The organism is Stappia sp. (assembly GCF_048268045.1).
GTDB lineage: Bacteria > Pseudomonadota > Alphaproteobacteria > Rhizobiales > Stappiaceae > Stappia.
Window position 1 is genome coordinate 1 of the sequence record NZ_JBLWWG010000013.1, and the last position, 25867, is coordinate 25867.

The following is a 25867-nucleotide window of genomic DNA, read 5'->3' on the forward strand; positions in this document are numbered from 1 at the left end:
CTTCTGTCCCATTCGTTCGTCCTCCATCTGGCTCGAAAGCCTACTTCAAGAAGGACCACTTTTCTGGGGGCAGACCAGTCGCCAAACTTTCCCATCAGTTGCGCGCGTTGAAGGCCTGGAGTTCCAGCTTTCGCGTCTTGTCTTGTCCGGGCGGGCGGACGTCAGTTTGACGCTTGTCTGGCCGAAAGATAGGCGGTCAGTTCCGCGTCGTCGCAGGTCGGGCGGCCGAAGAGGTAACCCTGAGAGCAGGGGCAGCCATATCGGCGCAGGAAGTCTCGCTGGTCGTCGGTCTCCACGCCTTCAGCGACCACGTCCATGCCGAGCGCATCCGCCAGGCCGATGATCGCCTTGACGATCACCTCGTCGTCCGGCTGGGTCTCGATCTCGCTGATGAACGACCGGTCGATCTTCAGCCGGTCGACCCGGAACTTCTTCAGATGGGCGAGTGAGGCGTATCCGGTGCCAAAGTCATCAAGGGCGATGCGGATGCCAAGGCCGCGCAACTTGCGCAAGGTGGCGGCGATCATGTCTGCCCAGGGGCCAAGGATCACCGTTTCCGTCACTTCGATCTCCAGCGCCTCGGGCGGATGGTCGAACTCGCGGATCAGCGTTTCCACCGTCGCGACGAAGCCGTCGTCGCGCAGCTGACTTGCCGACACATTGACAGAGATCGGCCCCGGATCGCCGGCGCTGCTGCGCAGGCGGGCCGCGCGCCTGAGCGACTGGATCATCAGCAATTGGCCAAGTTCGACGGCGAGACCGGCTTCCTCAGCCAGCGGAATGAACTCGGACGGGGCGACCGCGCTGCCGTTGAGCGTCCAGCGCGCCAGAGCCTCGAAGCCGCGGTGGGCGCCGGTATGGGTGTCGACGATGGGCTGGAAGGCAATGTCGACGGCATGGCGGTCGATGTCTGCACGCAGTGAGTCGGCCAGTTTTCGCCGGCGCTCGCGAACGATGCTCATTTCAGGCGTGTAGAGCATGAAGGACGGGCGCCCGGTCGCCTTGGCTTCGTGAAGCGCGATGTTGGCGTGGCGCATCAGGGCATCCGTCGTCGGTCCGTCACGAGGCATCAGCGCGGCGCCAATCGCGACGCCGGTCGAAACGACCCGCTCCTCGATAACGGTTGGGTGGGACAGGCCGGCGGCGATACGGTTGATCTCCACCTGCAGTTCTTCCGCGTTGGCGATGTCGGTCATCACCAGGCCGAACTCGTTGCCGCCAAGGCGCGCGACGAGCTCCTCCGTCTTGGCAAAGCCGCGCAGCCGTTCCGCGGTGATCCTCAGGAAGGCGTCACCGGCGTTGTAGCCGAGACGGTCGTTGATGTCGCGGAAGCCGGCGAGGTCCAGCAGCAGCAAGGCTCCGAAAGCTCCGTCCTTCTGGCTGGCCGCGAGAGTCTCGGTGAGCCGCTGGCGCAGAAGTGCGCGATTCGCGAGCCCGGTGAGGTCGTCATACTCGGCCAGATGCCGGATCTCCTCTTCCTGGCGCAACTGATCGGTCACGTCGAGAATGAGGCCGTTCCAGGACACCCCGCCATCCGCGGTTCGCTCCGGCTGGGCGCGCCCTTCCAGCCATTTCATCCGGCCGGACGGGGTGAGGATCCGCCAGCGGTGAAACCAGGCCGACTGCGTTTCCGCGGAGGCATCGAGAGAGGCGCGAAGGGGAGGGGTGTCCTCTGCCACGACCATCTCCCACAGGATTTCGGGTTGTTCGCGTATGCGACCGGAGTCGAGCTCCCATATTTCCTCGCAGGCCGCGCTCAGGAAGGACATCGTCTGGCTGCCGCTGGAGTCCGTCAGCGAGTGGAACGCGACGCCGGGGATGCTCTCAGCCAGGGCGCGCAGCCGGCTTTCGCTTGTCTGAAGGTCGGCGACGGCGCGAAGCTGGGCGCTGACGTCGGTGACCAGAATGCTCCAGCGGCCCACGGTGACGCCATCGAACGGAATGCCGCGCACGAGTGTCCAGCGTGCGGTGCCGTCGGGATCGAGGACGCGGACGGTGATGCTCCATTCCGCGTCGCTCAGTTCGCCCTTGGACAGCGCCGCGCGCACTTCGTCGACGTCGTCGGGATGGAAGCTCTCGAGGAGGCGCTCGAAGCTCGAGCCGATTTCCTCTCGGCTTTTGTGCCAGACGTGACGACAGCTTTCGCTGACGTAGTCGATAACGATGGCGCCCTCGCGGCGGGCGAGGCCGAGGACGGCGAAGGGGAGCGCGCTTTCGAGGAGGATCAGCGACCTGGCATCGTCATCCCGTCCATGGGCGCTGGAAAGCCCGGCCTCTCGCGAATTGGTTTTGCGTCTGACATTCACGGCGTCTCTCTTTCGAAAAACCAGCAGGCAGCGCGACCCTCCACAACTGGAACGCTGCATTTCACGGTCAGCAATCGAAGTGTGACACAAAAAAAATCGAGGTGACAGCTTTGATGAAAACAATATTTGAAATCGAAGGGATATAACCGTCAGCGCATGTTTGAAGAGTGTATGCCGCGAGGAAGTCTCTATTTTGCTGCATTGCAAAATTGACGAAGGATTGGCGACCTTCGTATTAATATCGATGCACTTTAGCAGGCATTCTTATTGAAACGGCGCGCCGGCCCTTGCGTCATCTGCAGGGGCCGGCGGCAGGCTTGGCTACCAGCTGACGTTTTCGTCGGCGTAGAAGGGGAAGGGCCCTGGGTAGGCTTCGACATAGGCCAGGTGACTGACGACGCCGGTCTCCATCTGCTGGTGCAGGAAGAAGGCGGGCGGCTCCATGATGAACTGCCCGTCGTCCCGGTCGGAAAGGTCGAGGTTGACCTGATGGCCGGTGCTGGGCGCAAGCGTCATCACCCGGCCGCCGACGGAGGTGATGATTGTGCGGTGCACATGGCCGCACATGATGCGCTCGACATGGGGGTGGCGGGCGACGATCTCCGTGAAGGCGGCCGAATCCGTCAGTCCGATGCCGTCCATGTGCTTCAGACCGGTCACCGCCGGCGGGTGGTGCATGGCGATCAGCGTCGGCATGTTGTTTGCCGAGAGTGTCGCGTCGAGCCAGTCGAGCTGCGCGTCGCCGAGGGTGCCGTGCGGGGGGCCGCCAACGGAGGTGTCGAGGGCGACGAGGCGCAGGCCTCCGATCTCGACGGCGTAGTGGATCTTGTCGCCCGTGCCCTGGTTGATCGGTCCGACGCCGGTCAGTATCTCGCGCATCATCCGGGTGGAATCGTGATTCCCCGGAATCACATAGACAGGAACCTTCAAGCGATTGACGAGCCTTTGGACGCCTTCATACTCGTGAGGGTCCGGCTTGTCGGCGAGGTCGCCGGTGATGACCACCGCATCGGGTTGCGGGTCGAGGGCGTTGAGCGTGGCGATGGCGCGGCCGGCCAGCATGTTGGTCTCGCTGACCCGGTAGCAGGCCAGGCCGCGCGGACGCAGGTGCAGGTCGGTGATTTGTGCGATCAGGGTCATGACGGATGTCTCCTGGCCCGGTTTTTCTCTCACCCGTCGGGTGACTGGCTCCATTCCCGCAGTTTCGCGGGGAACGCATTGATTGCTAACCGATAAAATTGTCATGGTGAAGGGCCAAGGGACCCGTGTCGGATGGCGCGCGGGCCAGCAGTCGCGGGGTTTCGTGAGCCGGCTTGCCGTTTCGCGGGCCGGCGACAACGTGGCGTGCGCGCCACGTTTACGGTGTTCGAAAGCCTGCGGCGATCCTGTGGTTTCCCTTTTGCCCGCGCTCATGTAGGAAGCGCGGGGCGCGAGCGTGTGCACCGCACGGGGTGCCGGCATGGCGCCCGTAGAACAGGCATGGCGACGATGAGCGAGACGTCCACTCAGCAATCCGCAACCCGGCAGGCCGGGACGACGCAGGACGGGCTGTGGCTGCGCCTGCTCGGTCGCCGGTTTGTCGCGCCCGCACTTCTGATCGTTCTCTCGGTTCTCTTTTTCGCACCCGGGGTAACCCAGGTTCCGCCGCTCGACCGCGACGAACCGCGTTTCACCCAGGCCACCAAGCAGATGGTGGAAACGGGTGACTATGTCGACATTCGCTTCCAGCAGGAGGCGCGCCACAAGAAGCCGGTGGGCATCTATTGGTTGCAGGCGCTGGCGGTCGAGGCGAGCGGACTTGGGGCTGATGCGCCGATCTGGGTCTACCGGCTGCCCTCGCAGATCGGCGCGTTGCTTGCCGTCCTTCTGACCTATTGGTGCACGCGCGCCTTCGCCGGACCGCGACCGGCGTTGGTCGCCGGCGCTCTGGTCGCGGCGGCCCTGATCGTCGGCGTCGAGGCGCGGCTTGCAAAGACCGACGCGGCGCTGCTGGCGACGATCCTCGCCGCTCAGGGCGCGCTCGCGCGGATCTGGCTTTCGCGCAGCGCCGAGGCGTTGTCCCGTCTCCGGCGCTGGGGGCTTCCGGCGCTCTTTTGGATCGCGCTTGCCGTATCCGTCCTGATCAAGGGACCGGTCGGGCCGATGGTGGTCGGCCTGACGCTTGTCGCCCTTTGCTTGTGGCACCGCGAGTTGCGCTGGCTGTCGCGTCTGCGTCCGCTCTTCGGTCTTCCAGCTTTCGTGCTGCTCGTGGCCCCCTGGTTCGTGGCGATCTACATTCAGACCGATGGTGCCTTCTTCGCCGAGGCCGTCGGCAAGGATCTGCTCGGAAAGGTCGCCACCGGACAGGAAAGCCATGGCGCGCCGCCGCTGACCCATCTTGCCGCCGCCCTTGCCACCTTCTGGCCGCTGCCGGCCTTCGCGCTGCTGGCGCTGCCGCGCGTGCGTCGGTCGCTGCGGATGCCGGCCGTCGTCTTCGCGCTGTGCTGGATCCTGCCAAGCTGGGCGGTGTTCGAGCTGACGGCGACGAAGCTGCCGCACTACACCATGCCGCTGCTGCCGGCGGTCGCGCTGCTGGCGGCGATCCTGCTTGCCGCCGAAGGGCCGGTGCCGGGGCGCGGCTGGCGCTATGCGGCCGCGGCTCTACTGGTTATCCCGGCCATCGGCGTTGCCGCGGCGAACTTCGTCGCGCCGGCGGTCTTCGGCGTATGGCCGTCCCCGCCGGGGGCGGTGATCGCCGCGCTCGCGCTGGTGCCGGCCCTTGCCGCGACGCGGCTGATGGCGCGCGGCGAAGCGTTCCGCTCGCTGCCGCCGACGCTGCTGGCGGGCCTGCTTCTGGTCGTCGCCACCTGGGCCTTCACGATGCCGGCGCTTTCTCCGATCTGGATCAGCCCGCGTCTTGCCGATGCGGTGCGCGCCAGTGCCGGTTGCGCGGCGCCCGAGGTTGCGAATGTCGGCTTCAACGAGCCGAGTTACATCTTCCTGCAAGGCACCGACACCCGCCCCTCGAGCGCCGCGGAAGCGGCTGCCTTCCTGCGTGAGGCGCCAGCCGGAGCCTGCCGCGTCGCCGTGGTGGAGGGGCGCGAGGAGGCGGCCTTCCTGGCCGCGCTCGGCGGATACGGAGAGGCCCAGGCGCCGAGCGCGCTGCGGGTGAGCGGCTTCAACATCAACGGCGGGGACGAACTCGACTTCGGTCTCTACCGCGCAACGGACCTGACGCGATGAGCGACATGACGGGAAGCAACAAGGGCGCTGGCGCGCGGGAGCGCGGTCTCAAGGCGCGCTGGCGCCGTTGGCTTGCCCGGGCGAAGGACAACGCCGGTCGCATCCGCGCGATCTGGCGGCACCGCAACGAGCGGGTCGCGCATGACCGGCCGCCGCTGCCGCCCGGCCACAGTCCGCAGGATCTGCTTGCCGTGCTGCTCTTCACGGTTGGTATTGCCGTCATCGCGCTCGACATTCCGACCTATCCCTGGCTGCGCTCGCTGCCGGGGGAATACCGCCAGGCATTCGCCGTGATCACGGATCTCGGCAAGGGGCACTGGATCCTCTGGTCGACGGGCCTCTACTGCCTGTTGACGCTGGCCCTTGACTGGGAACGCCTGTCCTGGCGTGTGCGCATGACGCTGTCGGCTTTGTGGACCTATTGCGCCTTCATCTTCGCCTCGGTGGCATTGAGCGGTGTTATCGCGCTGGTGCTGAAGAACGCGCTCGGCCGGGCACGTCCCAAGCTCTACGAGGAGCTTGGACCGATGCATTTCGACTTCCTGTCGTTCAAGGGTGCGTTCACGAGCTTTCCTTCCGGTCATTCGACCACCATCGCGGCGCTGGCGACCACGCTTGCGATCCTGGTTCCGAGCTATCGCTGGCTCATTGTCGTCTCGGCATTCTGGATCGCCTTCAGCCGCATCATGGTCGGCGCGCATTACCCCAGCGACGTCATCGCCGGCACGCTGCTCGGCGCGAGTGTCGCCGTCGCCGTGGCGCGCTTCATGGCGCAGCGGCGGATGGGCTTCGGTTTCGATCCCGATGGCCGGATCTATCCGCTGATGGGGCGGGTGAGCGCGAAGGCCGGCATCAAGGCGCTGTGGCGCGCCGCGACAGGGGCACGGCCCCTTGGCAAGGAGACGTCAGAATGACGAGCGATGGGCCGGCATCCGGCATCGAGGTCGTTCCCGGGATTTCCGTCGTCGTGCCGGCGAAGGACGAGCGCGAGAACCTGCCGGAGTTGCTGTCGGAGATCGCCGCGGCTCTTTCCGGCCGCAGCTTCGAGGTGATTGTCATCGACGACGGCTCGAGTGACGGCACCTCGGAGATGCTGGCGGATCTGGCGAGCCGCACGCCCTGGCTGCGGGCGATGCGCCATGCGGTCGCCTGCGGACAGAGCGCCTCGGTGCGCACCGGTCTGCACGCGGCGCGCGGCGATATTCTCGTCACCATCGACGGCGATGGCGAGAACGATCCGGCCTATATTCCGGCGCTGGTCGCCGCCCTCGAGAGCGCCGGCGAGGGCGTGGCGCTGGCCGCCGGACAGCGCGTCGGGCGCAAGGCGAGCCGGGCCAAGCGCATCGCCTCGAAACTCGCAAACCGCCTGCGCGGCGCGCTGCTCAAGGACCAGACGCGGGATTCCGGCTGCGGCCTCAAGGCGATCCGCCGGGAGGTGTTTCTCCAGCTCCCCTATTTCGACAGTTGGCACCGGTTCCTGCCGGCGCTGGTGCTGCGCGAGGGGCATGGCGTGACGCATGTCGACATCGTCGACCGGCAGCGGCGGCACGGAACGTCGAAATACGGCATCCTCGACCGTGCGTTCGTCGGGGCGCTGGATCTCTTCGGCGTGTGGTGGCTGCGGCGCCGGCGCAAGCGCGTGCCTGAGGTTTCTGCGGTCGCCGGCTTCGGGGAGGGGATATCCGGGGGGATGGCAACGGGCGAAAGGGGGGCAGTGCCCCCGGCGCTGAAGGAGTAACCGCGCGTGATCGACCAGCTTCTTTCCTGGCTCCACCTCGTCTTCGTCCAGCGGTTCGATGCCTGGGTTCTGCTCGGCTTCGTGGCGCAGGCGATGTTCATGATGCGCTTTGTCGTGCAGTGGGTCGCCTCCGAGAGGGCGGGGCGCTCCATCGTGCCGGTGGCGTTCTGGTTTTTCTCGATCAGCGGCGGCAGCCTGTTGCTGATCTACGCGATCCAGGCGGGCGATCCGGTGTTCATTGCCGGCCAGGGGCTCGGCCTGTTCATCTACTTCCGCAATATCTGGCTGATTTTCCGCGAGAAGCGGCACGGCCCCAGGGACTGAGGGCCGTGCCGCCGGTTTTCGGCAGGCGGGCGGTCAGCCGCGGAGCGCGGCGAACCCCGCTTCCAGGTCGGCGCGGATGTCGTCGGTGTCCTCCAGCCCGATGTGCAGGCGGATGCTGGGGCCGCCCTGGGGCATCGGCGTCGCCGTGCGCGCGCCCTTGAGCCTGACCGGGATGGCAAGGCTCTCGAAGCCGCCCCAGGAGTAGCCGAGACCGAAGAGCTTCAGCGCGTCGAGGAAGGCGTAGGAGCGTTCCGGCGTGATGTCGTCGGTGAAGTCGAAGGCGAAGAGGCCCGACGCGCCGGTAAAGTCGCGTTTCCAGATGGCATGGCCTGGATCCTGCTCGAGAGCTGGATGGCGCACGCGGGCGACCTCGGGGCGGGTCTCCAGCCAGCGCGCGATCTCGATGCCGCTTGCCATGTGCCGGTCGAGACGAACCTTCATGGTGCGCAGACCGCGCAGGCCGAGGTAGACGTCATCGGGAGCGACATGGATGCCGAGCGCGCCGGCGGTGGCGTCGAGCGCCTCGAAGGCCCGCTCGCTTGCCGCAACGGTGCCCAGCATCGCGTCGGAATGGCCGACGATATATTTCGTGCCCGCCTGGATCGACAGGTCGACGCCGTGGTCGAGCGGGCGGAAATACACAGGCGTTGCCCAGGTGTTGTCCATGAGGACCGTCGCGCCGGCGGCATGAGCGGCCTCGGCGATCGCGGGAATGTCCTGCATTTCGAAGGTGAGCGAGCCCGGGGCTTCGGTCATCACGGCGCGGGTGTTCGGCTTGAACAGCGCGGCAACGCCGGCGCCGATGGTCGGATCGTAATAGTCGACTTCGATTCCCATGCGGCGCAGCACGGTCTCCGCCACATGCCGGGTCGGCCCATAGGCGCTGTCGGTCACCAGAAGGTGATCGCCGGAGGAAAGGCAGGAGAGCAGCGCCAGCGAGATCGCGTTGAGCCCGGAGTTGGCGAGCTTGGCACCGGCCGCGCCCTCGATCTCCGCCATGGCCTCCTCGAGTGCGTTCGTCGTCGGGTTTCCGCGACGCGCGTAGTGGAAGGTCTGGTTGCCGGACAGCATCGTTGCAGTGTCGGGAAAAAGCACGGTTGACGCGTGGACAACGGGCGGATTCACAAAGCCGTGGAAATCGGCAGGATAACGTCCCGTGTGGGCAAGACGGGTCGCCAGACCCGTGTTCGTGGTTGGTCGTGACGCAGACATTCAGTCCCTTTCGGCGTGGGTGATTGAGTTTTCGCGATGTGAAAAGTTACTCACAAATCGCGCCTTACTTTGCGTCGGCCCCTTGACCCCTAGCCCTAAATGCCATCGAATGCAGTCATGAGATGACGATGACGGGTCTAGGTCAAACAACAAGCGACCAGGTTCGTCGGGGGGAGTTTTCGGTGTTTTTTTTCTACAACGTGGCAGCATTCTCCTCCCTGACGGCGTGATCTCGATAACACCCAGAACATACAGGGCAGAACAGAAGGCTGCATATCCATGACGACAAAAATCCTTCCGATCGTGCTTGGCGCGGCGCTTGGCCTTTCGGCCGCGGCTGCTTCGGCGGCGACGCTTGATGACGTCAAGACGAAGGGGTTCCTGCAATGCGGCACGAACACCGGACTGGCGGGCTTTGCCGCGCCGGATGACGCCGGCAACTGGACCGGTCTTGATGTGGACGGTTGCCGCGCGATCGCGGCTGCGATCTTCGACGACGCGGATGCGGTGAAGTTCACGCCGCTGACCGCCAAGGAGCGCTTCACCGCTCTCCAGACCGGCGAAGTCGACGTGCTGATCCGCAACACCACCTGGACGATGAGCCGCGACACGACGCTCGGCCTCAACTTCACCGGCGTGAACTACTACGACGGCCAGGGCTTCATGGTGCGCAAGTCGCTCGGCGTGACTTCGGCACTCGAGCTGTCCGGCGCCTCGGTCTGCGTGCAGACCGGCACCACGACCGAGCTGAACCTGACGGACTACTTCAAGGCGAACGGCATGGACTACAAGCCGGTCGTGTTCGAGCAGCTTCAGGAAGTGAACGCCGCCTATGACGCCAACCGTTGCGACGTCTACACGACCGATGCTTCGGGCCTTTACTCGATCCGCCTGCAGCTCACCAATCCGGGCGACCACATGGTGCTTCCGGAGATCATCTCCAAGGAGCCGCTTGGCCCGGTCGTTCGCCAGGGCGATGACCAGTGGTTCAACCTGGTGAAGTGGGTGAGCTACGCCATGCTGAACGCCGAAGAGCTCGGCGTGACCTCGGCCAATGTGGACGAGATGATGACCTCCGAGAACCCGAACATCCGTCGTCTGCTCGGCGTCGAGGGCCAGTTCGGCGAGGCCATCGGTCTCAGCAATGACTGGGCCGCCAAGGTGATCAAGCACGTTGGCAACTACGGCGAAGTGTTCGACCGCAACGTCGGCCCGGACACGCCGCTCGGCATCGCCCGCGGCATCAACGCGCTGTGGACCAAGGGCGGCCTGCAGTACGCGCCGCCGATCCGCTAAGGCGTGAATTCGCGGCCCGGCGCCATGGTGCCGGGCCGTGTTTCCTTCAAAAAACAGGCAATCAAAACAGGCAAAAGAACCCGAACAATCGGGTCATATCAAGCCTGGCCAAGGGCAGATCATCGGGTCGTTTGAAGTTCCGGCGACCCGGGCGAGGGGATAAAGTCGGACATGACTCCTGTTAGCTCCGCCAAGGGCGAGCGTGCAGGCGACGGGACAAGTGCATCCTGGTTCTACAATCCGCGCGTGCGCGGGTGGATCTTCCAGATACTTGTCATCGTCGCGCTGATCACGATTCTCGCGTTCTTTGTGCACAATGCCAGAGTAAATCTCGAACGCGCGAACATTGCGTCCGGTCTGGGCTTCTTCAATGAGCGGGCCGGTTTCGACATTTCGCAGACGCTTATTCCCTATACCAACGACAGCACCTACCTCCGGGCGTTCTTCGTTGGCCTGATCAACACGCTCGTCGTCGCCAGCATCGGCATCGTGCTTGCCACGATCATCGGCTTCATCGTCGGCGTCGCGCGTCTTTCCAAGAATTTCGTCATCCGGCAGATCGCCACCATCTATGTCGAGACGCTGCGCAACATCCCGCTGCTTCTGCAGCTTCTGTTCTGGTACAAGGCGGTGCTCTCGGTGCTGCCCTCTCCACGGCAGTCGCTCGAGCCGTTGCCGGGCGTCTTCCTCAACAATCGCGGACTGATCCTGCCGCAGGTGGTTGCCCAGCCGGGCAGCAATGCCGTTCTCTTCGCCTTCCTGCTCGGCCTGGCGGCGACCATCGCCATCTCCCGGTGGGCGCGCAAGCGGCAGATGGCGACCGGCCAGCAGTTCCCGACCCTGTTGTCGGGCCTTGGCCTGATCATCGGACTTCCTCTCGTCGTCTTCTTCGCGGCCGGGCTGCCCATCGGGCTCTCCTTCGCCGAGCTCAGGGGCTTCAATTTCGCAGGCGGGCGGGTGATCAATCCGGAGTTTCTGGCCCTGCTCCTCGGTCTGTCGCTCTACACGGCGTCCTTCATCGCCGAGATCGTGCGCGCGGGCATTCTCGCCGTTTCGCACGGCCAGACGGAGGCGGCCTTCTCTCTGGGACTGCGGCCGCGGCGCACGCTTCAGCTCGTCGTCGTTCCGCAGGCGATGCGGGTGATCATCCCGCCGCTGACCAGCCAGTACCTCAACCTGACCAAGAACTCCTCGCTCGCGGTGGCCATCGGCTATCCGGATCTCGTCGCGGTGTTCTCGGGCACCGTGCTCAACCAGACCGGCCAGGCCGTCGAGGTGATCAGCATCACCATGCTCGTCTACCTCACCCTGTCGCTGGCGACCTCGGGCTTCATGAACTGGTACAACGGGCGCATGGCGCTGGTGGAGAGGTAGGATCATGACCAAGCCATCCATCGCGTATCTGCGCAGCGACGAGGCACCCCGGCTGACGCCTCCGGTGACCAAGACCGGCCTCATCGGCTGGATTCGCGACAATCTGTTCGACAGCATCGGCAACTCGATCCTGACGATCGTGGGGCTCGCCATGCTGGCGCTGATCCTGCCGCCGATGATCAACTGGCTCTTCATCGACGCGGTCTATGTCGGCGATGACCGCGAGGCTTGCATCGTACCGGGGGCCGGGGCCTGCTGGGCCTTCGTCGATGCCAAGTTCGGCCAGTTCATGTACGGCCGCTATCCGTTCGAGGAGCGCTGGCGGGTCGATCTTACCGGCCTGCTTCTGATCGCCGGCCTGGTTCCCGCGGCGATCCCGAGCATTCCGTTCAAGCGGGAGACGGTTGCCTATCTGCTCGTCGTCTTCCCGATCGCCGGCTTCATCCTGCTGACGGGCGGCAATGTCGATTTCTCGACCGAGTTCTGGGTCGGCTATCTGGTGTTCTCGGCGGTTCTTCTCGTCATCGTCGCCGGGGTCTGCCGCAATGCCAGACTCGATTTGGCCGGACCGCTGAAGGGCACGGGCATGGCGCTTGCCGCGCTGGCTCTGGTGTTCTTCGTGATCGCCGTCGACTTTGGCCTGGAACCGGTGGAGACGCAGCGCTGGGGCGGCCTGCTGTTGACGCTGGTCGTCGCCATCGTCGGCATCGTCGCCTCGTTTCCGCTCGGCATCCTGCTCGCCCTCGGGCGGCGCTCCAAGCTGCCGGCCGTGAAGCTGATCTCGGTGATCTTCATCGAGTTCTGGCGCGGCGTGCCGCTGATCACCGTGCTGTTCATGTCATCGGTGATGCTGCCGCTGTTCCTTCCCGACGGCGTCAACTTCGACAAGCTTCTCAGGGCGCTGATCGGCGTCGCGCTGTTCGCCTCGGCCTATATGGCGGAGGTGGTGCGCGGCGGTCTCCAGGCGATCCCGAAGGGCCAGTACGAGGCGGCCGATGCCATGGGCCTGTCGTTCTGGCAGGGCATATGGCTCGTCATCATGCCGCAGGCGCTGAAGCTCGTCATTCCGGGCATCGTCAACACCTTCATCGGCCTGTTCAAGGACACGAGCCTGGTGCTGATCATCGGCCTGTTCGACCTGCTCGGTATCGTTCAGCAGAACTTCTCCGACGCCCGCTGGGCCTCTCCCAACACACCGGCGACGGGCTTCATCTTCGCCGCCTTCATCTACTGGATCTTCTGTTTCGGCATGTCGCGCTATTCCATCTACATGGAGCGCCGACTGCACACCGGGCACAAGCGCTGATCCGCGCCCGCACCGCCGATATGGAAAAACGACGCCTGGAGCAATCGCAATGACCGGAAACGCAGTCGATATGGATACCGCGGAGATCACCCGCCCGAAGATGACCGTGTCCGAGACCGACGTGGCCATCGAGATTACCAACATGAACAAGTGGTACGGGGACTTCCACGTGCTGCGTGACATCAACCTCAAGGTGATGCGCGGCGAGCGCATCGTCATCTGCGGACCCTCTGGGTCCGGCAAGTCGACGATGATCCGCTGCATCAACCGCCTGGAGGAGCACCAGAAGGGTTCGATCGCCGTGGACGGCATCGAACTCACCGACGATCTCAAGCGGATCGACGAGATTCGCCGCGAGGTCGGCATGTGCTTCCAGCACTTCAACCTGTTCCCGCATCTGACGATCCTGGAGAATTGCACGCTGGCGCCGATCTGGGTGCGCAAGATGCCCAAGGCCAAGGCCGAGGAAGTCGCCATGCACTATCTGGAGCGGGTGAAGATCCCGGAGCAGGCCAACAAGTACCCGGGCCAGCTCTCCGGCGGCCAGCAGCAGCGTGTGGCGATTGCCCGCTCGCTGTGCATGTCGCCGAAGATCATGCTGTTCGACGAGCCGACCTCGGCGCTCGATCCGGAGATGATCAAGGAGGTGCTCGACGTGATGGTCGGGCTCGCGGAAGAGGGCATGACCATGCTCTGCGTCACCCACGAGATGGGCTTCGCCCGTCAGGTTGCCAACCGGGTGATCTTCATGGACGCGGGGCAGATCGTCGAGGAGAACGAGCCGGAGAGCTTCTTCACCAACCCGCAGCACGAGCGGACCCAGCTTTTCCTGAGCCAGATCCTGCACTGAACACGGGCTCAGGTTGAAACGACGATGCAGCGACGCCGGCGCCTTGCGCCGGCGTCGCCATGTGCGCATGAGGCTACGTCCGCCTAGATCATGCTCGGCAGGGCAAGGGGCATGGCTGCGGGCGCGGGATCCGGCCTGGCGACGGCGGCGGATGGTGCGCGGTGGGCGAGGGCATAGGCCAGCGCCTCCTGCATCGGCAACGCCTTGGCGAAGTACCAGCCCTGGACCACATCGATGCCGCAGCTGCGCACCAGGCGGTACTGGGTCTCTGTCTCGACGCCCTCGGCGACGACCTGGAATCCGAGTTCGCGGCAAAGGCCGGCGAGCGTCGTATAGAGCGCGCGCCCCTTTTCGCATTCGGCGCGGACGAGGAGCGTCCGGTCGAACTTGATGGTGTCGATGGGAAGGTTGACCAGTTCCGCCAGGTTTGAATAACCGGCGCCGAAGTCGTCGATGGACAGATTCGCGCCGGCGCCGCGCAGACGTTTCAGGTTGTCGACGAAGACGCCGTCGCGACGCATGCCGCGTTCGATGATCTCGAAACCGACCGGCAGGCCGGCGAAGGCCTGGGCGATCCAGTCGACGGTGGAGGCGTCGCTGATGGTTTCGGGATGCAGATTGATGCAGATGGTGAGGTTGTCGCCGAGCGCATCTCTCATCTGCGGCAGTTGCTCCAGTGCCCGCCGGCAGACCCATCGGTCGATCATCCGCGCGAAGCCGGCGTTTTCCAGCGTTTCGAGAAAACTTGGGCCGATCACCGTTCCGTCGCGCAGGCGCACCCGCAGCAACGCCTCGAAGCCGATGCAGGCGCCGGACATCGTGTCGATCTTGGGTTGGAAGTACAGCAGCAGCGCATTGCGGCGAAGAAGGTCGACGGCCTCGCGGGTGCGACGGCTGCTGAGACGCAGGCGCGCGTGCGTGTCCTGGATGGCGCGGCCGTGCTGGCGGCGCATGGTCTCGCTGAAGTCCGCTTCCTCGTGCAGAACCTTGCTCAGCAGCGCGCCATGGGCGCTGCGGCTGTAGCGCAGGACGAAGGGTGCGTAGAGCAACGCGCCGAACAGGATCAGCCCGGCTTGCACGGCGACGCCGGCCAGGCTGCCGCTCGACAGGTAAATATTGAGGAGCACCGGCGTTGCCCAGGGCACCGTTGTGCCGGAGAAGGTGAGCAGACCGAGCGAGACGACCGCATAGCCGACCGTCAGGCAGGCCAACGGCACCAGCAGGAACGGCAACAACAGGTTGAGGTTGAGGACAAGCGGCAGGCCGAAGATGAAGATCTCGGAGACGTTGAACACCGCGAAGGGGAGGCCGAGCAGCGCGACGGTGCGCATGTGACGGTCGCGGGCGCACAACAGCACCGCAAGCCCGAGCGAGATGGTCATGCCGCAGCCGCCGATCTGGCCGAACTGGTCGAAGAAGGTGTCGTGCCTGAGGCCTGGCACGATCTCGCTCGCGAGATAGGACTTGTCGACGGCGACCCGCAGCATGTTCTCGCCGTGGAGCCCGAAGAACCAGAGAAACTGGCTGGCGAGAGAATAAAGGGTGACGCCCGCCGCGTGGCTCAGGTCGGTGAACGCGCCGACGGTCGCGTGATAGATCGTGCCCCCCCAAAGATGCACGAGATGCATCGCCGCATGGGTGAGCAGGAAGGTCGCCACAGCGGGAAGAGCCAGGTTGATCGAGGTGGTCAGATTGTAGCTGAGAGCCCCGTGCTCCAGGCGTGGCAACGGCAGCCTCAGGAGGCCGGCGAAGATGGTGAGCGCGGTGATCGGCGTGAGGATGGCAAAGGCGGCGGCGAAGTCGGGCATCAGCAATGCCCTGTCTTGCAGCTTCATCTGGCTCAGGAAGATGGCAAGGCACAGGCAGGAGGAGATGATGCGGTCTATGTGAAGCAGCGCGGCCAGGTGAAAGGAAATGGAGACGATAAGAACCAGCGGCATCGCATAGGACAGCAGCCACGCCGTTGTGTCGATCAGTAGGCGCCAGTCTTGCGGAATGGCCAGTGACTCGATCCGCGCCGCCGCGCCCGCGATCTGTGCGATCGAAAAGATCACGATGTAGGGAAGAAGCGCGATCAGTGCTTCCTGCAGCGTGAAACGCAGGCCCTCCAAACGCGATAAGAGCGAATCCATTTTGCCGTCAGTCCTCAGCGGCGCACTGGCCAGTCGACGATTTTTCTCGTCTATACAATGCACTCGCAGGTTTGAATTCGTATATTTTGTGTCTTCTGAATTTGATATTACAGAAAGGTTTCCAACGTCTTTTGACACTCAAGATCAGTCGATACTGTTTCTCGGGACGCGTGTCATACGCGTTTTTGCATAGCGTCCGTGGGATGTTGTGTCGCGCGGAGGGGGAGGTCGCCCCAAGGGCTGTCGAAAACAGGAAATGGAAAAGGGAGTTGTGCCGGAGCGCGCGCGAAAACTCATGCGGTGGCCAGTCGTTTTCGCGCCGGCGGCCCGCGTCCTCTTTCCCCAGGCAAAGTAGTCTCAGGTGCGGCCGGGGTGCGTCTCAGACGGCGACCACCTGCCGTGCCGCGGCCTTTCGCGGTCCCTGAGCCCAGAAGTACGACTGGCGCTCCTCGGTCGGAGTGCAGCCGTAGCGCTCACGGTAGCACTTGGTGAAATGCGAGGTCGACGCGAAGCCGCAGGCGATGGCCACGTCAAGCACGGCGCGATTGGTCCGGCGGAGCAGGTCCCGTGCCGTCTCGAGGCGCAGTTTCAGGTAATACTGGCCGGGTGTGCAGTCGAAATGGCGGCGGAACAGGCGCTCGAGCTGGCGCGGACTCAGGTTCACCGTCATGGCGAGCTGCTGGCAGGATAGAGGGTCCTCGATGTGCAGGTCCATGATGCGGATCGCGTCGAGGATCTTGACGTTGGAGATGCCGGTGCGGCTTTCCAGGTCGTGGCGCTGCGCGCTCTCGCCGGAGCGCATGTTCTGGTAGAGCGCGACCTCCGCCACCTCATGCGCGAGATAGGCGCCGTGCTGGATGGCGATGACCCTGAGCATCATGTCGAGAGCGGCCATGCCGCCGGCGCAGGTGATGCAGTTCCGGTCGATGGCGAAGAGATCCGCCGAAATGTCGATGTCCGGGAATTCCTCCCGGAAGGAGCGGATATTCTCCCAATGGATGGTGCAGCGGCGCCCGTCGAGCAGATGGTAGCGGGCGAGAACATAGGAACCGGTGCAAATCGCTCCGTAGGTACGGCCCCTGGCGTTGAGGCGGCGCAGCGTCACGCCGAGATCGCGCGGCAGGCTGACCCGCTCGACATCAACGCCGGCGCAGATGAGCGTGATGTCGGCGTCCTGCAATTCGCTGACGGAGCCGTCGACGGAAAGCTTGCAGCCGTTGCTTGCCGTTACGGGGGCGCCGTCGAGCGAATAGGTCTTCCAGTCATAGAAGTCGCGCCCGAGCACGCGATTGGCGATGCGTATCGGCTCGATGGTGGACGTAAAGGCAATCATCGAGAACTGGTCGAGAAGGACCAGCGCGACCCGCTGCGTCTCGATGTCTCCGGTGTTCCTCCGCGTGCCTGCGGTATCGGTCATCGCGGTGACCTCCACGCCGCTGCGTCCGTCTCGAGACGGGGGCTGTGTCATGGGCTCTGTCCGTTCTCAAGTCTTCTGGAAGCTATATGTTTTTTCTTTCATATCAGTCTGTGCCTCATGAATTTGCATGTCAAATAAATTCACGGGGTAATACATCGAGGCTTCCGGGGTTTCTCGCCATTTCAAGTAAATCATAGAATGAAATCGAAATGACACATGATACGCTCCCGGCCGCGCGGTCGCGGGACGTCTTCGTGGCGCATGTCATTGAAAAGACGCCGGTCCCGGATGTGTTTTCGCTGCGAGAAAGCTGCGATGAGCTGGCGTCGTGTCTGCGGGCGGGCGGTGCGCGCCGGGTGTCGGCTTTTTACCCGGAGCGGGATTGTTCGCCTTGTCGGAAAGCCGGCGGATTTCGTCTGCGTTCCGGCGCGTTCTGTTCATGGAGACCGGTGTGCGGACCGCGAACGGCGCGGCGGGGCGGTGCCGGCGTCATCAGGTGAAGGCTGGAGCGGGTTTCGCGCTTCGCACACCGTTCGAGCGCCGCTATGTCTCGGCCTTCTCCGCCAGCGCCCATCCCGACGCGGTGCGGGCGTTCAATGCGACACCGCCCGTTGCCCGCAAGTTCTTTCCCGGCGCGCGCGGGCTCTATCGAACTGGCCATCACTATGTCGTCGCGCCGGCGAGCTGGGCGGAAATGCCGGAAGGGGCCGGCTGGGTGGCGGTTGTCGCCCATGAGATCGGGCACGCGGTCGACTTCCACGGGCGGGGCGTGGCGAACGGGCGGTCCCTCTGGCTTGCGCCGGCGATCCGGCGCGACAGGGCAACGCTGGACGGGCGTCTGCAAAGCGCCATGGCCGGCAGCCGCGAGAAGGGGGATGCTCGGCTGGCGCTGGCGCATTTCCCCTCCGCGGCGCGGGCGCGGTTGCTGCATCTTGTTCCCGATCCCGGCGCGGCTGGAACCTTCGCCGCCGTCTGGAATGTCGGGCGCATGGAGGAAGCCCTGGCGCTGCTTGGCCGTAGCGCCCTGGCCTTGCGCTCCGACAGGGAGGCGACGGTCCCTCATGCGCTGGTGAAAATCAGCGATTTCATCGGCGCGGTTTATGATCTGGAGCGTGGCGGCGGGCATTCGCGGCGGTACTACCGCAGCTTCGGTCAGATCCTCGGGCCGGCGCTGACCGTTGGCCATACGGCCGAAGCCTTCGCCAACGCCTTCCTCGCCGATGTGCTGGAGGGAACGGAGTTGCTGTCCTTCCTCGCGGCAAGCAGCGCGCCGGCGACCCATGCGGCCTACCGCGAGATCCTGCGCCGCATCGTGCGCGGGCAAGGCTGTGCCTGAGAAACTGATTCAACGGGCGCGGGTAGGAGAATCAAATCAACTGGTTGGGGCGAAGTTTCGCGAAACGGATTCAAGGGGCGAGGCGCGGTCGAGGGGGAGTGGTGCGCACTGAAGCCGGCGCGGCTCGACGGGGACTCGCTGAAACGGCTGCATGTGCTGAGGGCGCGTTCGTGGCCATCCCCGTCATCTGACCAAAGACGTGCGACGCCATTGGTCGGCGCAGGCCTGTTCAGGGTCGGTGCGATCAAGCCTGTTGGCTTTGCACACGCTTATGTCAGGTACTTCGGGGAATGGTGGGCGATACTGGGATTGAACCAGTGACCTTTCCGGTGTGAACGGAATGCTCTCCCGCTGAGCTAATCGCCCGGGCCGTTTCGGCTGGTGGCGGTTGTCTAAGGGATGGAAAGGATTTGCGCAAGCCGGTTTTTGCACGGCTGTGGATTTTGAAAGGGCGCGAGCGCGGCCGCATGGGCAAGAGGAGGTGCCGCCGGGCCCGAGCGCCGGGTTAGCCAAGGAAGCGATTGCCGGCCGCAAGGGCGGAAATCATGCGTTTGTTGCGTTTGTAAAGCTGACTGAAAGCCTTTCAGTCCTATCCTTGGGCGCAAATGGCTTGCCGTCAGGCGGGTGGAGGCGATGCGCAAGGGGCGGCGGGGATGATCGTTTACGGGGCAAACGAAGTGGATCGATCTTCAGCGCCCGAGGGCGCGGCGCAGCAGGGGGGCTGTGTGCGGGCCATGACCCTCGACGACCTGCCGCAGGTTTCGCGCATGTTCCTGTCCGTCTTTCGCGGCAGGGCGTCTGGGCGGACCGGGGAACTGGAGACCTACCTGCAGGCGTTGTGCTTCGGCAGCCCGCTGCTGTCGCAGGACAACGGCAGTCTTGTGCATCAGGCGCCAGATGGTGCGCTCGACGGTGTCCTGCTCAGCATTCCCATGAGTTTTCTGGTCGACGGTCGCCCTGTCCTCGGCCGCCTCCTGTGCAGCTACATGTCGTTCGGCCGCAGCGGCTTGCGCGCGGCCGCAGCGCTCAACCGCCACTTTCGCGGCGTGCCGCACGGCTTTCTGTTCTCGGACACGTCGTCGGCGCAGAGTTCCGGCCACTGGCGCGCGGCCGGCGGCGAGACGCTTGCCGTCGAAAGTCTCGACTGGCAGCGCGTGTTTCGCCCAATGGCCGCGCTCGAAACCCGTTTGCGCGTCCGGCTGAGGGCGCATCTGCCCGCCATCGCGCGCTTCCTGTCCGCCTCTCCATCCGCCCTGACCGCGCCCCTCACCGGGCTTGTCGACCGTGCGTTGCGCCGGGTGCGCAAGAGCCTGCGGGCGCCGGAGACGAACAGCGTTCGTATCGAGGCGGTGGACACCGAGCGCTTCCGCAAGGCGGCGGACGACCTGCTGTCGCGGTTTCGGGTGCGCCCCAACTGGCTGGCTGGCGAATTCTCCTGGCTGTGCGAGATGGCCGGGAGGAACCCCGATCTCGGTGACCTGCATCTGGAGCTGGCGTTCGAGCAGGGCGCCGCAGCGCCCTTTGCCGCCTTTGCCTATTGCGGCAGGCCGGGTGGGCGGGTTGCCGTGCTCAACCTGATCGCCGGGGTCGGGCGGGAGGATCTCGCCACCGCGGCGCTGCTTGGCCATCTCGACCGGCAGGGCTTCGCGCAGGCGCGCGGCATCGTCAACGGCGCCAATCTGGTGGCGTTGCAGATGCAGCGGCGGATGACCTTCCGGCACCGGGGGTTCTTCTGTTTCTCGAGCCACGACGAGGCCGTTCGCGAGGCTGCGCGTTCGGGAGACCTCTATGCCGGCGGACTTGCGTCGGAAAGCTGGTCGCGCCTTGTCACCGGCTTTCCCGGTTGAGGCCAGCGAGCGCCTCGGGCAGTTCGCTATAGGCATTGATCACGACGTCTGGCTCGAGCTCGGCCACGGGCACATCCGTATATCCGAAGGTCACGGCAACGACGGGCAGGGCCGCGGCGCGGGCCGCGTCGATGTCGGTGCGGCTGTCACCGAGCATGACCGATCCCGCGCGCGCGCCGCCGGCGCGTTCGATCGCGCCGAAGAGCGGCATGGCATCGGGTTTGGCGCGGGCGAAGGTGTCGCCGCCGACGAGCGCGTCGAAGAGGCCGTCCAGGGAAAGCCGCTCCAGCAGATGGCCGGCGAGGGCCTCGGACTTGTTGGTGCAGACGGCGGTCAGCCAGCCGCTTGCGCGCAGCGCCGCGATTGTTTCCGCCGCGCCGGGGAAGGGGCGGCTGAGGCCGGCGATGTCGGCCCTGTATTCTTCCACGAAGAGCGCGTTGAGCCGTTCGATCTCCGTTCGCTCGGGGGTGGCGATGCCGTTGTCGGCGAGCGCCTTCGCCAGCATCGCCCGTCCGCCATGGCCGAAGAGATGGCCGAGGCTCTCGATCGTCACGGTTTCCAGTCCTTCCGCCAGAAGAACGCGGTTTACCGCTGCGGCGAGGTCGTGGCGGGTGTCGACAAGCGTGCCGTCGAGATCGATCAGAAGGACGGGTGAGGGCATGGGCGCTCCGGTCGGTTGCGGTCGGAGCGGGTGTTATAGACGGGAGAGCGCCCGCGGGCGAGCGCGCCGGCGGCGGCCGGCGTCGCTTGTGTCGGGTCCTAGAGCTTGTAGGCGGTGCGGAAGCCGCCCCAGTGGCGCCCCGAAACGACGATCGGCGCGTCGACCTCGCGCATCCAGATCACGGTGCCATTGCCCATGTCGCGCGGATAGGTCTGCACCAGGAAGGGGCGGGTGTTGCGCGCCGCGCTGAGGCCGGCGCGGTCGTCAAAGATGCGCCGGTTGCGGCAATTGGCGGCGTTCCAGGCCGGGTCGTCCGGGCGCTGCGGCTTGGAGTAGACCAGATTGTGCACTGGCAGGTAGCCGTTGCGGTCGACGGTCGCGCAAAATGTCATGCCGCCGCCGGTGCCGCGCTTGAGAATGTCCTCCTGCACGGGCGGCAGGATCTGCTCCAGCACGGCGAGGGCGCGGTTGGAGACCTGCTGCGGGTTGGTTCCCTGCACCGGAAGATAGTTGGTGTCGAACAGGTCGTCGAGCGAGAGCGCGCGTCGTTCCAGTGCCTCGGTCATTGCGCGGGCGACCCGCGTTGCTCCGTCCTGGGCACAGGTTATCACCGGATCGAGCTCCGAGCGGACGCGGGCGATCAGGCGCGCGAGCCGCTCCTCGAATTCGGGCTCCGTGCGTTCGAAGGAGCAATGCAGGCCATTGTCCGATTGCGCGACGATGCGCAGGTCGACCTTGCCGAGGCCGGAGAACTCGGCGGTTGCCATGCCGGCGGCATCGCAGGTCTGGCCGTCCTGCGGCACCAGCAGGGCGCCGCCGTCGGAGAGGTCGCGCGTCTTCACGCGGAGTTGCCGTCCGCCGACCTGCAGCCGGCCGTCGATTTCAACCGGAAGCCGGTCGCTGCGTCGCCGGTCGCCGATGGCGGTCTGACGGATCATCATCGTGAAGCGGCTGTCGAGGCTGGCGCCGAGGGCGCTCATGCGTTGCGAGGCCTCGGTGGCGGCGGTGCCGGCGGCGACTGCGCTTTCCGTGGCGGCCTCGATGGTGCTCACCTTGTCGTTGACCGCACGCACGAACTCGGCCGTGTCCCGCGCGGTTTCGTCGACGGTCTGCGACGTCTCCATCTGCCGTTCCACGGCGCCGGCCACGGCGGCGAAGCTCGGCAGAATTTCGCCGATCACCCCGATGATCCGGTCGACGGCGGTGATGCTGCCCTCGGCCGACGTCTGCAGGCGGGCGATGTTGGCAACGATCTCGTCGGTCGCGGCCTGGGTCTCGACGGAGAGCGACTTGACCTCGTTGGCAACGACCGCGAAACCCCTGCCGGCCTCGCCGGCACGCGCCGCCTCGATGGTGGCGTTGAGGGCAAGGAGGTTGGTCTGCTTGGCCACATCCGAAATCAGCCGAACGACGCTCGCGATGGCGTCGATGGCCGACTTCAGGTCCTGGATGCCCGCGCTGGCGGTGTCGGCGACAGTGCGGGCCTCCTCCGTCAGCTTGCCGGCGCCGCGAACCTGGGCGTCGATTTCGTTGCTGGCCTCGACCAGGTCCTCGATGGAGGACGACAGGCGCCGCGCGGTCTCGTCCGCATGTCGGGTTTCCGCGCCCAGGGCCTCGGCGTGGCCGCGAATGTCGGACAGCGCGACCATCTGCTCGCCGACTTGCGCGCGCAGTGCGGTGGCGCTGTCACCGATGCCTCCGGCTGCGCGGCGCAGATCCGACTCAATCAGGTCGAGCGCCAACGCTGCCTGCTCTCCCTGCCGCAGCGAGAGCTCGTCTCTTGCGGCGCACAAATCTTCTCGCGCTTCCGCTTCGGTATCTGAAGTAATTGTAACTTCGATATTTTTTCGAATTCCTCTTGAGAGGAAGCGCATATCATTTCTCCGAAATACAGGTAATCTCGTATATTGCGTTGGATCGTTTGCGTATATTTCTCCAATTGCTTGAAGACTTGGTTAAGCTGGAGATCGGAATCCCGCCTTGGTTGTGACGTTGGGTGCGGCTGCGCGTCGTGCGCGCGGCGGCGTTGCCGGGGGGAGCCCTTTGCCTTGTCGTCGTCGCATGCTAAACCCGCCCGGCCCGGAGCTTGGCCGGGAGAAGACAGAAATTCGAAACGGGGTGCGATGAGCGAAGAGCTGAAGCGCAAGGCCGCCGAGGCGGCGTTGAGTGAGGTGCGGGACGGCATGCGTCTTGGCATCGGAACGGGGTCGACGGCAGAACATTTCGTGCGTGCCCTGGCCGAGCGGGTGCGCGACGGCCTCACGGTCATTGGCGTGCCCACCTCGGAGCGCACCGCAGCGCTGTGCGCGGAGCTCGGCGTCCCGCTCGCGACGCTTGAGACCTGCCCTGAACTCGACCTCACCGTTGACGGCGCCGACGAGCTCGATGCGCGGCTGACCCTGATCAAGGGTGGCGGCGGCGCGTTGCTGCGCGAAAAGATCGTCGCCACGGCGTCCGCTCGCATGATCGTCATTGCCGACGGCAGCAAGCGCGTTGCCCGGCTCGGCCGGTTTCCGCTGCCCGTCGAGGTGGTTCCCTTTGGTCTGACGGCGACGAAAAACGCCATCGTCGCGGTGCTCTCGCGGATTGGCGTCGATGTTCCCGTGCGTCTGCGCGGCGGAGATGTGCCCTTCGTCACAGACGGCGGCCATCATATTCTCGACATCGATATGGGCGAGATCGACGATCCGGTCTCGTTGTCGCGGGCGCTGCTGGAAATTCCCGGTGTCGTCGATCACGGCCTGTTCATCGGGATCGCCGATGCCGCCTATCTTGCCGCAGACGGGGGCGTGGAGCGCCTGGTGCCGGCCGCGGAATAACCAGAACGCGGGAAACGGCGCAGAGCCGAGCCCGCGAAATTCCTATGGAGTGGGAAATGTATCCGACCTTCCGAAAGACCCTGACGGGCATCGTCGGCGCCGTCCTTATCAGCGCTGCCGCCATCCTGCCCGCCGCGGCGCAGGAGAGCTTCTCCGACGAACACATCGCGGCCGCGCGCGAGGCGGTCGGCGCTTCCAACGCGATCCGTCCGTTCGATGACGTGCTGCCGATCATTGCAGAGCGCACGCGCACGCTGTTCATCCGCAACGATCCGGCCAACACCGTGGTCATCGACGAAGTCGTCAACGCGGTGGCGCTGTCGCTCGCCGAGCGCCGTCCGGAGCTCAACCGGATCGTCTATGAGGTCTGGGCGCGTCGGTTCACCGTCGAGGAGCTGCAGCAGCTCGCCAGCTTCTACAAGTCGCCGCTTGGCCAGAAGTACGCCAAGGTCGAGCCGGAGCTGCGGGCCCTGTCGATCGGCGCGGCCAAGCAGTGGGGCGATGCGATCTCGACCGAGATGGTGACGCTGGTGCGCGAGGAACTGACCAAGCGCATGTCGGGCGGCGAAGAGGCCCCGGCGAAGCAGTAACAGCCGGCGTGAAGGCGGATGCGGCAGGTGTCGCGGCAGGGATGAAGGGCTGAGATGAGCGAATTCGACTACGATCTCTTCGTTGTCGGCGGCGGGTCGGGTGGCGTTCGCGCCGCGCGAATCGCGGCCGGCTACGGTGCCCGCGTCGGCATCGCCGAGGAGTACCGCTACGGCGGCACCTGCGTCATTCGCGGCTGCGTGCCCAAGAAGCTCTTCGTCTATGCGTCGAAGTTCTCCGAGGAGTTCGAGGATGCGGCGGGCTTCGGCTGGTCGGTCGGTGAGCGGTCGTTCGACTGGGAGCGGTTGATCGATGCCAAGGACCGCGAGATCGCTCGGCTCGAGGGTGTCTATCGGCGCAACCTGGAGCGCACCGGCGTCGAGATGTTCGACACCCGGGCCGTGCTCGAGGATGCCCATACTGTTCACCTGATGTCCGACGGGCGGCGGGTGCGGGCGAAGACCATCCTGATCGCCGTCGGCGCGACGCCGAATGTCGATGCGAGCCTGCCGGGGTGCGAGCACGTCATCACCTCGAACGAGGCGTTCCATCTCTCCGACTTCCCCAAGCGGGTCATGGTCGCCGGTGGCGGCTATATTGCCGTCGAGTTCGCCGGGATCTTCAACGGGCTCGGCGCCGAGACGACGCTGATCTACCGGGGTGAGGAGATCCTGCGCGGCTTCGACGACGATCTGCGCAAGGCTCTGCACGAGGAGATGGAAAAGAAAGGCATCAGAGTCATTTGCGGCGATGTCTTCAAGTCGATCGAGAAGACGGCGGACGGGCTTGTGGGCACCACCCGCGGCGGCGAGACGCTTGAGGCCGACCAGATCCTCTTTGCCATCGGCCGGCGTCCGAACACCGCAGGCCTCGGGCTCGACGCGGCCGGCGTCGCGGTGTCGCAGACGGGGGCCGTCATCGTTGACGGCCAGTCGCGGACCAATGTTCCCTCGATCTATGCGGTGGGTGACGTGACCGACCGGGTCAACCTGACGCCGGTGGCGATCCGCGAGGGCCATGCCTTTGCCGATACCGTCTTCGGCGGCAGGGAATGGTCCGCCGATCACAGCCTTATCCCCACGGCCGTGTTCTCCCAGCCGGAGATCGGAACGGTCGGCCTGACCCAGGCGGAAGCGCTGGCGAAGCACGGTGGGGTCGATGTCTACCGGGCGCATTTCCGGCCGATGAAGCACACGCTGTCGGGGCGCGACGAGAAAATGCTGATGAAGGTTCTGGTCGAGCCGGAAGGCAACCGGGTCGTCGGCGTGCACATTCTCGGCGCCGATGCGGGCGAGCTGTCGCAGGTTCTCGGGATCGCGCTGAAGATGGGGGCGACCAAGGCCGATTTCGACGCGACCATGGCCGTTCATCCGACGGCGGCGGAAGAGCTTGTCACCATGCGCGAGCCGAGCGAGCGGATCCGCTCCTGAGGCTTTCGC

20 protein-coding genes and 1 tRNA gene are annotated in these 25867 nt (G+C 65.2%); 13 read left to right on the forward strand and 8 right to left on the reverse strand.

The annotated features are described in order from the left end of the window. Positions 1-161: 161 nt before the first annotated feature. Positions 162-2306, reverse strand: coding sequence for a putative bifunctional diguanylate cyclase/phosphodiesterase (locus tag ACN0WF_RS17500; RefSeq protein WP_417774058.1), 2145 nt, complete (start codon positions 2304-2306; stop codon positions 162-164). Between the two features lie 321 nt (positions 2307-2627). Beyond that, a complete protein-coding gene (locus ACN0WF_RS17505) occupies positions 2628-3446 on the reverse strand; it encodes a phosphodiesterase (RefSeq protein WP_417774059.1) in 819 nt (272 codons plus the stop codon). 348 nt (positions 3447-3794) lie between these two features. On the opposite strand from ACN0WF_RS17505, the gene ACN0WF_RS17510 reads away from it, so the two are divergent. The 4 genes from ACN0WF_RS17510 to ACN0WF_RS17525 are packed head-to-tail and all read left to right on the forward strand — an operon-like array spanning position 3795 to position 7590. After that, on the forward strand, positions 3795-5528 hold the full coding sequence (locus tag ACN0WF_RS17510) for an ArnT family glycosyltransferase (protein WP_417774060.1): 1734 nt from the start codon (positions 3795-3797) through the stop codon (positions 5526-5528). Beyond that, positions 5525-6442: a phosphatase PAP2 family protein gene (locus tag ACN0WF_RS17515; RefSeq protein WP_417774061.1), complete on the forward strand. Its 918-nt coding sequence runs from the start codon at positions 5525-5527 to the stop codon at positions 6440-6442. The genes ACN0WF_RS17510 and ACN0WF_RS17515 overlap by 4 nt, the downstream gene beginning before the upstream one ends. Continuing rightward, the gene (locus ACN0WF_RS17520) at positions 6439-7266 is read left to right on the forward strand and encodes a glycosyltransferase family 2 protein (RefSeq protein WP_417774062.1); all 828 of its coding nucleotides are present in this window, start codon (positions 6439-6441) and stop codon (positions 7264-7266) included. Before ACN0WF_RS17515 ends, ACN0WF_RS17520 begins: the two co-directional genes overlap by 4 nt. Before the next feature lie 9 nt (positions 7267-7275). Next, positions 7276-7590, forward strand: a complete 315-nt coding sequence (locus ACN0WF_RS17525; protein WP_417774117.1) for a lipid-A-disaccharide synthase N-terminal domain-containing protein — start codon at positions 7276-7278, stop codon at positions 7588-7590. A 33-nt stretch (positions 7591-7623) separates the two neighbouring features. Here the strand turns inward: ACN0WF_RS17525 and metC are convergent, their stop codons facing one another. Beyond that, the gene (gene metC, locus ACN0WF_RS17530; protein WP_417774063.1) at positions 7624-8802 is read right to left on the reverse strand and encodes a cystathionine beta-lyase; all 1179 of its coding nucleotides are present in this window, start codon (positions 8800-8802) and stop codon (positions 7624-7626) included. A gap of 279 nt (positions 8803-9081) precedes the next feature. Here metC and ACN0WF_RS17535 point away from each other — a divergent pair, with 279 nt between their 5' ends. The 4 genes from ACN0WF_RS17535 (at position 9082) to ACN0WF_RS17550 (ending at position 13628) form a co-directional block, all read left to right on the forward strand. Continuing rightward, entirely contained in the window at positions 9082-10098 is a 1017-nt protein-coding gene (locus tag ACN0WF_RS17535) for an amino acid ABC transporter substrate-binding protein (RefSeq protein WP_417774064.1), read from the forward strand. A 171-nt stretch (positions 10099-10269) separates the two neighbouring features. Then, on the forward strand, positions 10270-11472 hold the full coding sequence (locus tag ACN0WF_RS17540) for an amino acid ABC transporter permease (RefSeq protein WP_417774065.1): 1203 nt from the start codon (positions 10270-10272) through the stop codon (positions 11470-11472). 4 nt (positions 11473-11476) lie between these two features. Next, entirely contained in the window at positions 11477-12778 is a 1302-nt protein-coding gene (locus tag ACN0WF_RS17545) for an ABC transporter permease subunit (RefSeq protein WP_417774066.1), read from the forward strand. 49 nt (positions 12779-12827) lie between these two features. Next, entirely contained in the window at positions 12828-13628 is an 801-nt protein-coding gene (locus ACN0WF_RS17550; protein WP_417774067.1) for an amino acid ABC transporter ATP-binding protein, read from the forward strand. 83 nt (positions 13629-13711) lie between these two features. On the opposite strand, the gene ACN0WF_RS17555 is transcribed toward ACN0WF_RS17550, so the two are convergent. Together ACN0WF_RS17555 and ACN0WF_RS17560 are read right to left on the reverse strand one after the other, a co-directional pair. Further along, positions 13712-15760 carry an EAL domain-containing protein gene (locus ACN0WF_RS17555; RefSeq protein ID WP_417774068.1) on the reverse strand — a complete coding sequence of 683 codons (2049 nt, stop codon included), beginning with the start codon at positions 15758-15760 and terminating at the stop codon, positions 13712-13714. Between the two features lie 379 nt (positions 15761-16139). Next, entirely contained in the window at positions 16140-17177 is a 1038-nt protein-coding gene (locus ACN0WF_RS17560) for a GlxA family transcriptional regulator (RefSeq protein WP_417774069.1), read from the reverse strand. 451 nt (positions 17178-17628) lie between these two features. On the opposite strand from ACN0WF_RS17560, the gene ACN0WF_RS17565 reads away from it, so the two are divergent. After that, positions 17629-18513: a hypothetical protein gene (locus tag ACN0WF_RS17565; RefSeq protein ID WP_417774070.1), complete on the forward strand. Its 885-nt coding sequence runs from the start codon at positions 17629-17631 to the stop codon at positions 18511-18513. A 291-nt stretch (positions 18514-18804) separates the two neighbouring features. Here the strand turns inward: ACN0WF_RS17565 and ACN0WF_RS17570 are convergent. Further along, positions 18805-18879, reverse strand: a tRNA-Val gene (locus tag ACN0WF_RS17570). A 368-nt stretch (positions 18880-19247) separates the two neighbouring features. Between ACN0WF_RS17570 and ACN0WF_RS17575 the strand changes: the two genes are divergently transcribed. Continuing rightward, on the forward strand, positions 19248-20360 hold the full coding sequence (locus tag ACN0WF_RS17575) for a hypothetical protein (protein ID WP_417774071.1): 1113 nt from the start codon (positions 19248-19250) through the stop codon (positions 20358-20360). Here the strand turns inward: ACN0WF_RS17575 and ACN0WF_RS17580 are convergent. Together ACN0WF_RS17580 and ACN0WF_RS17585 are read right to left on the reverse strand one after the other, a co-directional pair. Beyond that, positions 20341-21021 carry an HAD family hydrolase gene (locus ACN0WF_RS17580; RefSeq protein WP_417774072.1) on the reverse strand — a complete coding sequence of 227 codons (681 nt, stop codon included), beginning with the start codon at positions 21019-21021 and terminating at the stop codon, positions 20341-20343. The two genes, ACN0WF_RS17575 and ACN0WF_RS17580, sit on opposite strands and share 20 nt — an antisense overlap. 98 nt (positions 21022-21119) lie before the next feature. After that, positions 21120-22814 carry a methyl-accepting chemotaxis protein gene (locus ACN0WF_RS17585; protein ID WP_417774073.1) on the reverse strand — a complete coding sequence of 565 codons (1695 nt, stop codon included), beginning with the start codon at positions 22812-22814 and terminating at the stop codon, positions 21120-21122. A 330-nt stretch (positions 22815-23144) separates the two neighbouring features. On the opposite strand from ACN0WF_RS17585, the gene rpiA reads away from it, so the two are divergent. From rpiA to gor, 3 genes are read left to right on the forward strand one after another with little or no spacing between them, the layout of a single operon-like run. Next, a complete protein-coding gene (rpiA, locus tag ACN0WF_RS17590; RefSeq protein ID WP_417774074.1) occupies positions 23145-23840 on the forward strand; it encodes a ribose-5-phosphate isomerase RpiA in 696 nt (231 codons plus the stop codon). A 56-nt stretch (positions 23841-23896) separates the two neighbouring features. Then, positions 23897-24430 carry a DUF2059 domain-containing protein gene (locus tag ACN0WF_RS17595; protein ID WP_417774075.1) on the forward strand — a complete coding sequence of 178 codons (534 nt, stop codon included), beginning with the start codon at positions 23897-23899 and terminating at the stop codon, positions 24428-24430. A gap of 54 nt (positions 24431-24484) precedes the next feature. Beyond that, positions 24485-25858 carry a glutathione-disulfide reductase gene (gor, locus tag ACN0WF_RS17600; RefSeq protein WP_417774076.1) on the forward strand — a complete coding sequence of 458 codons (1374 nt, stop codon included), beginning with the start codon at positions 24485-24487 and terminating at the stop codon, positions 25856-25858. Positions 25859-25867 lie beyond the last annotated feature (9 nt).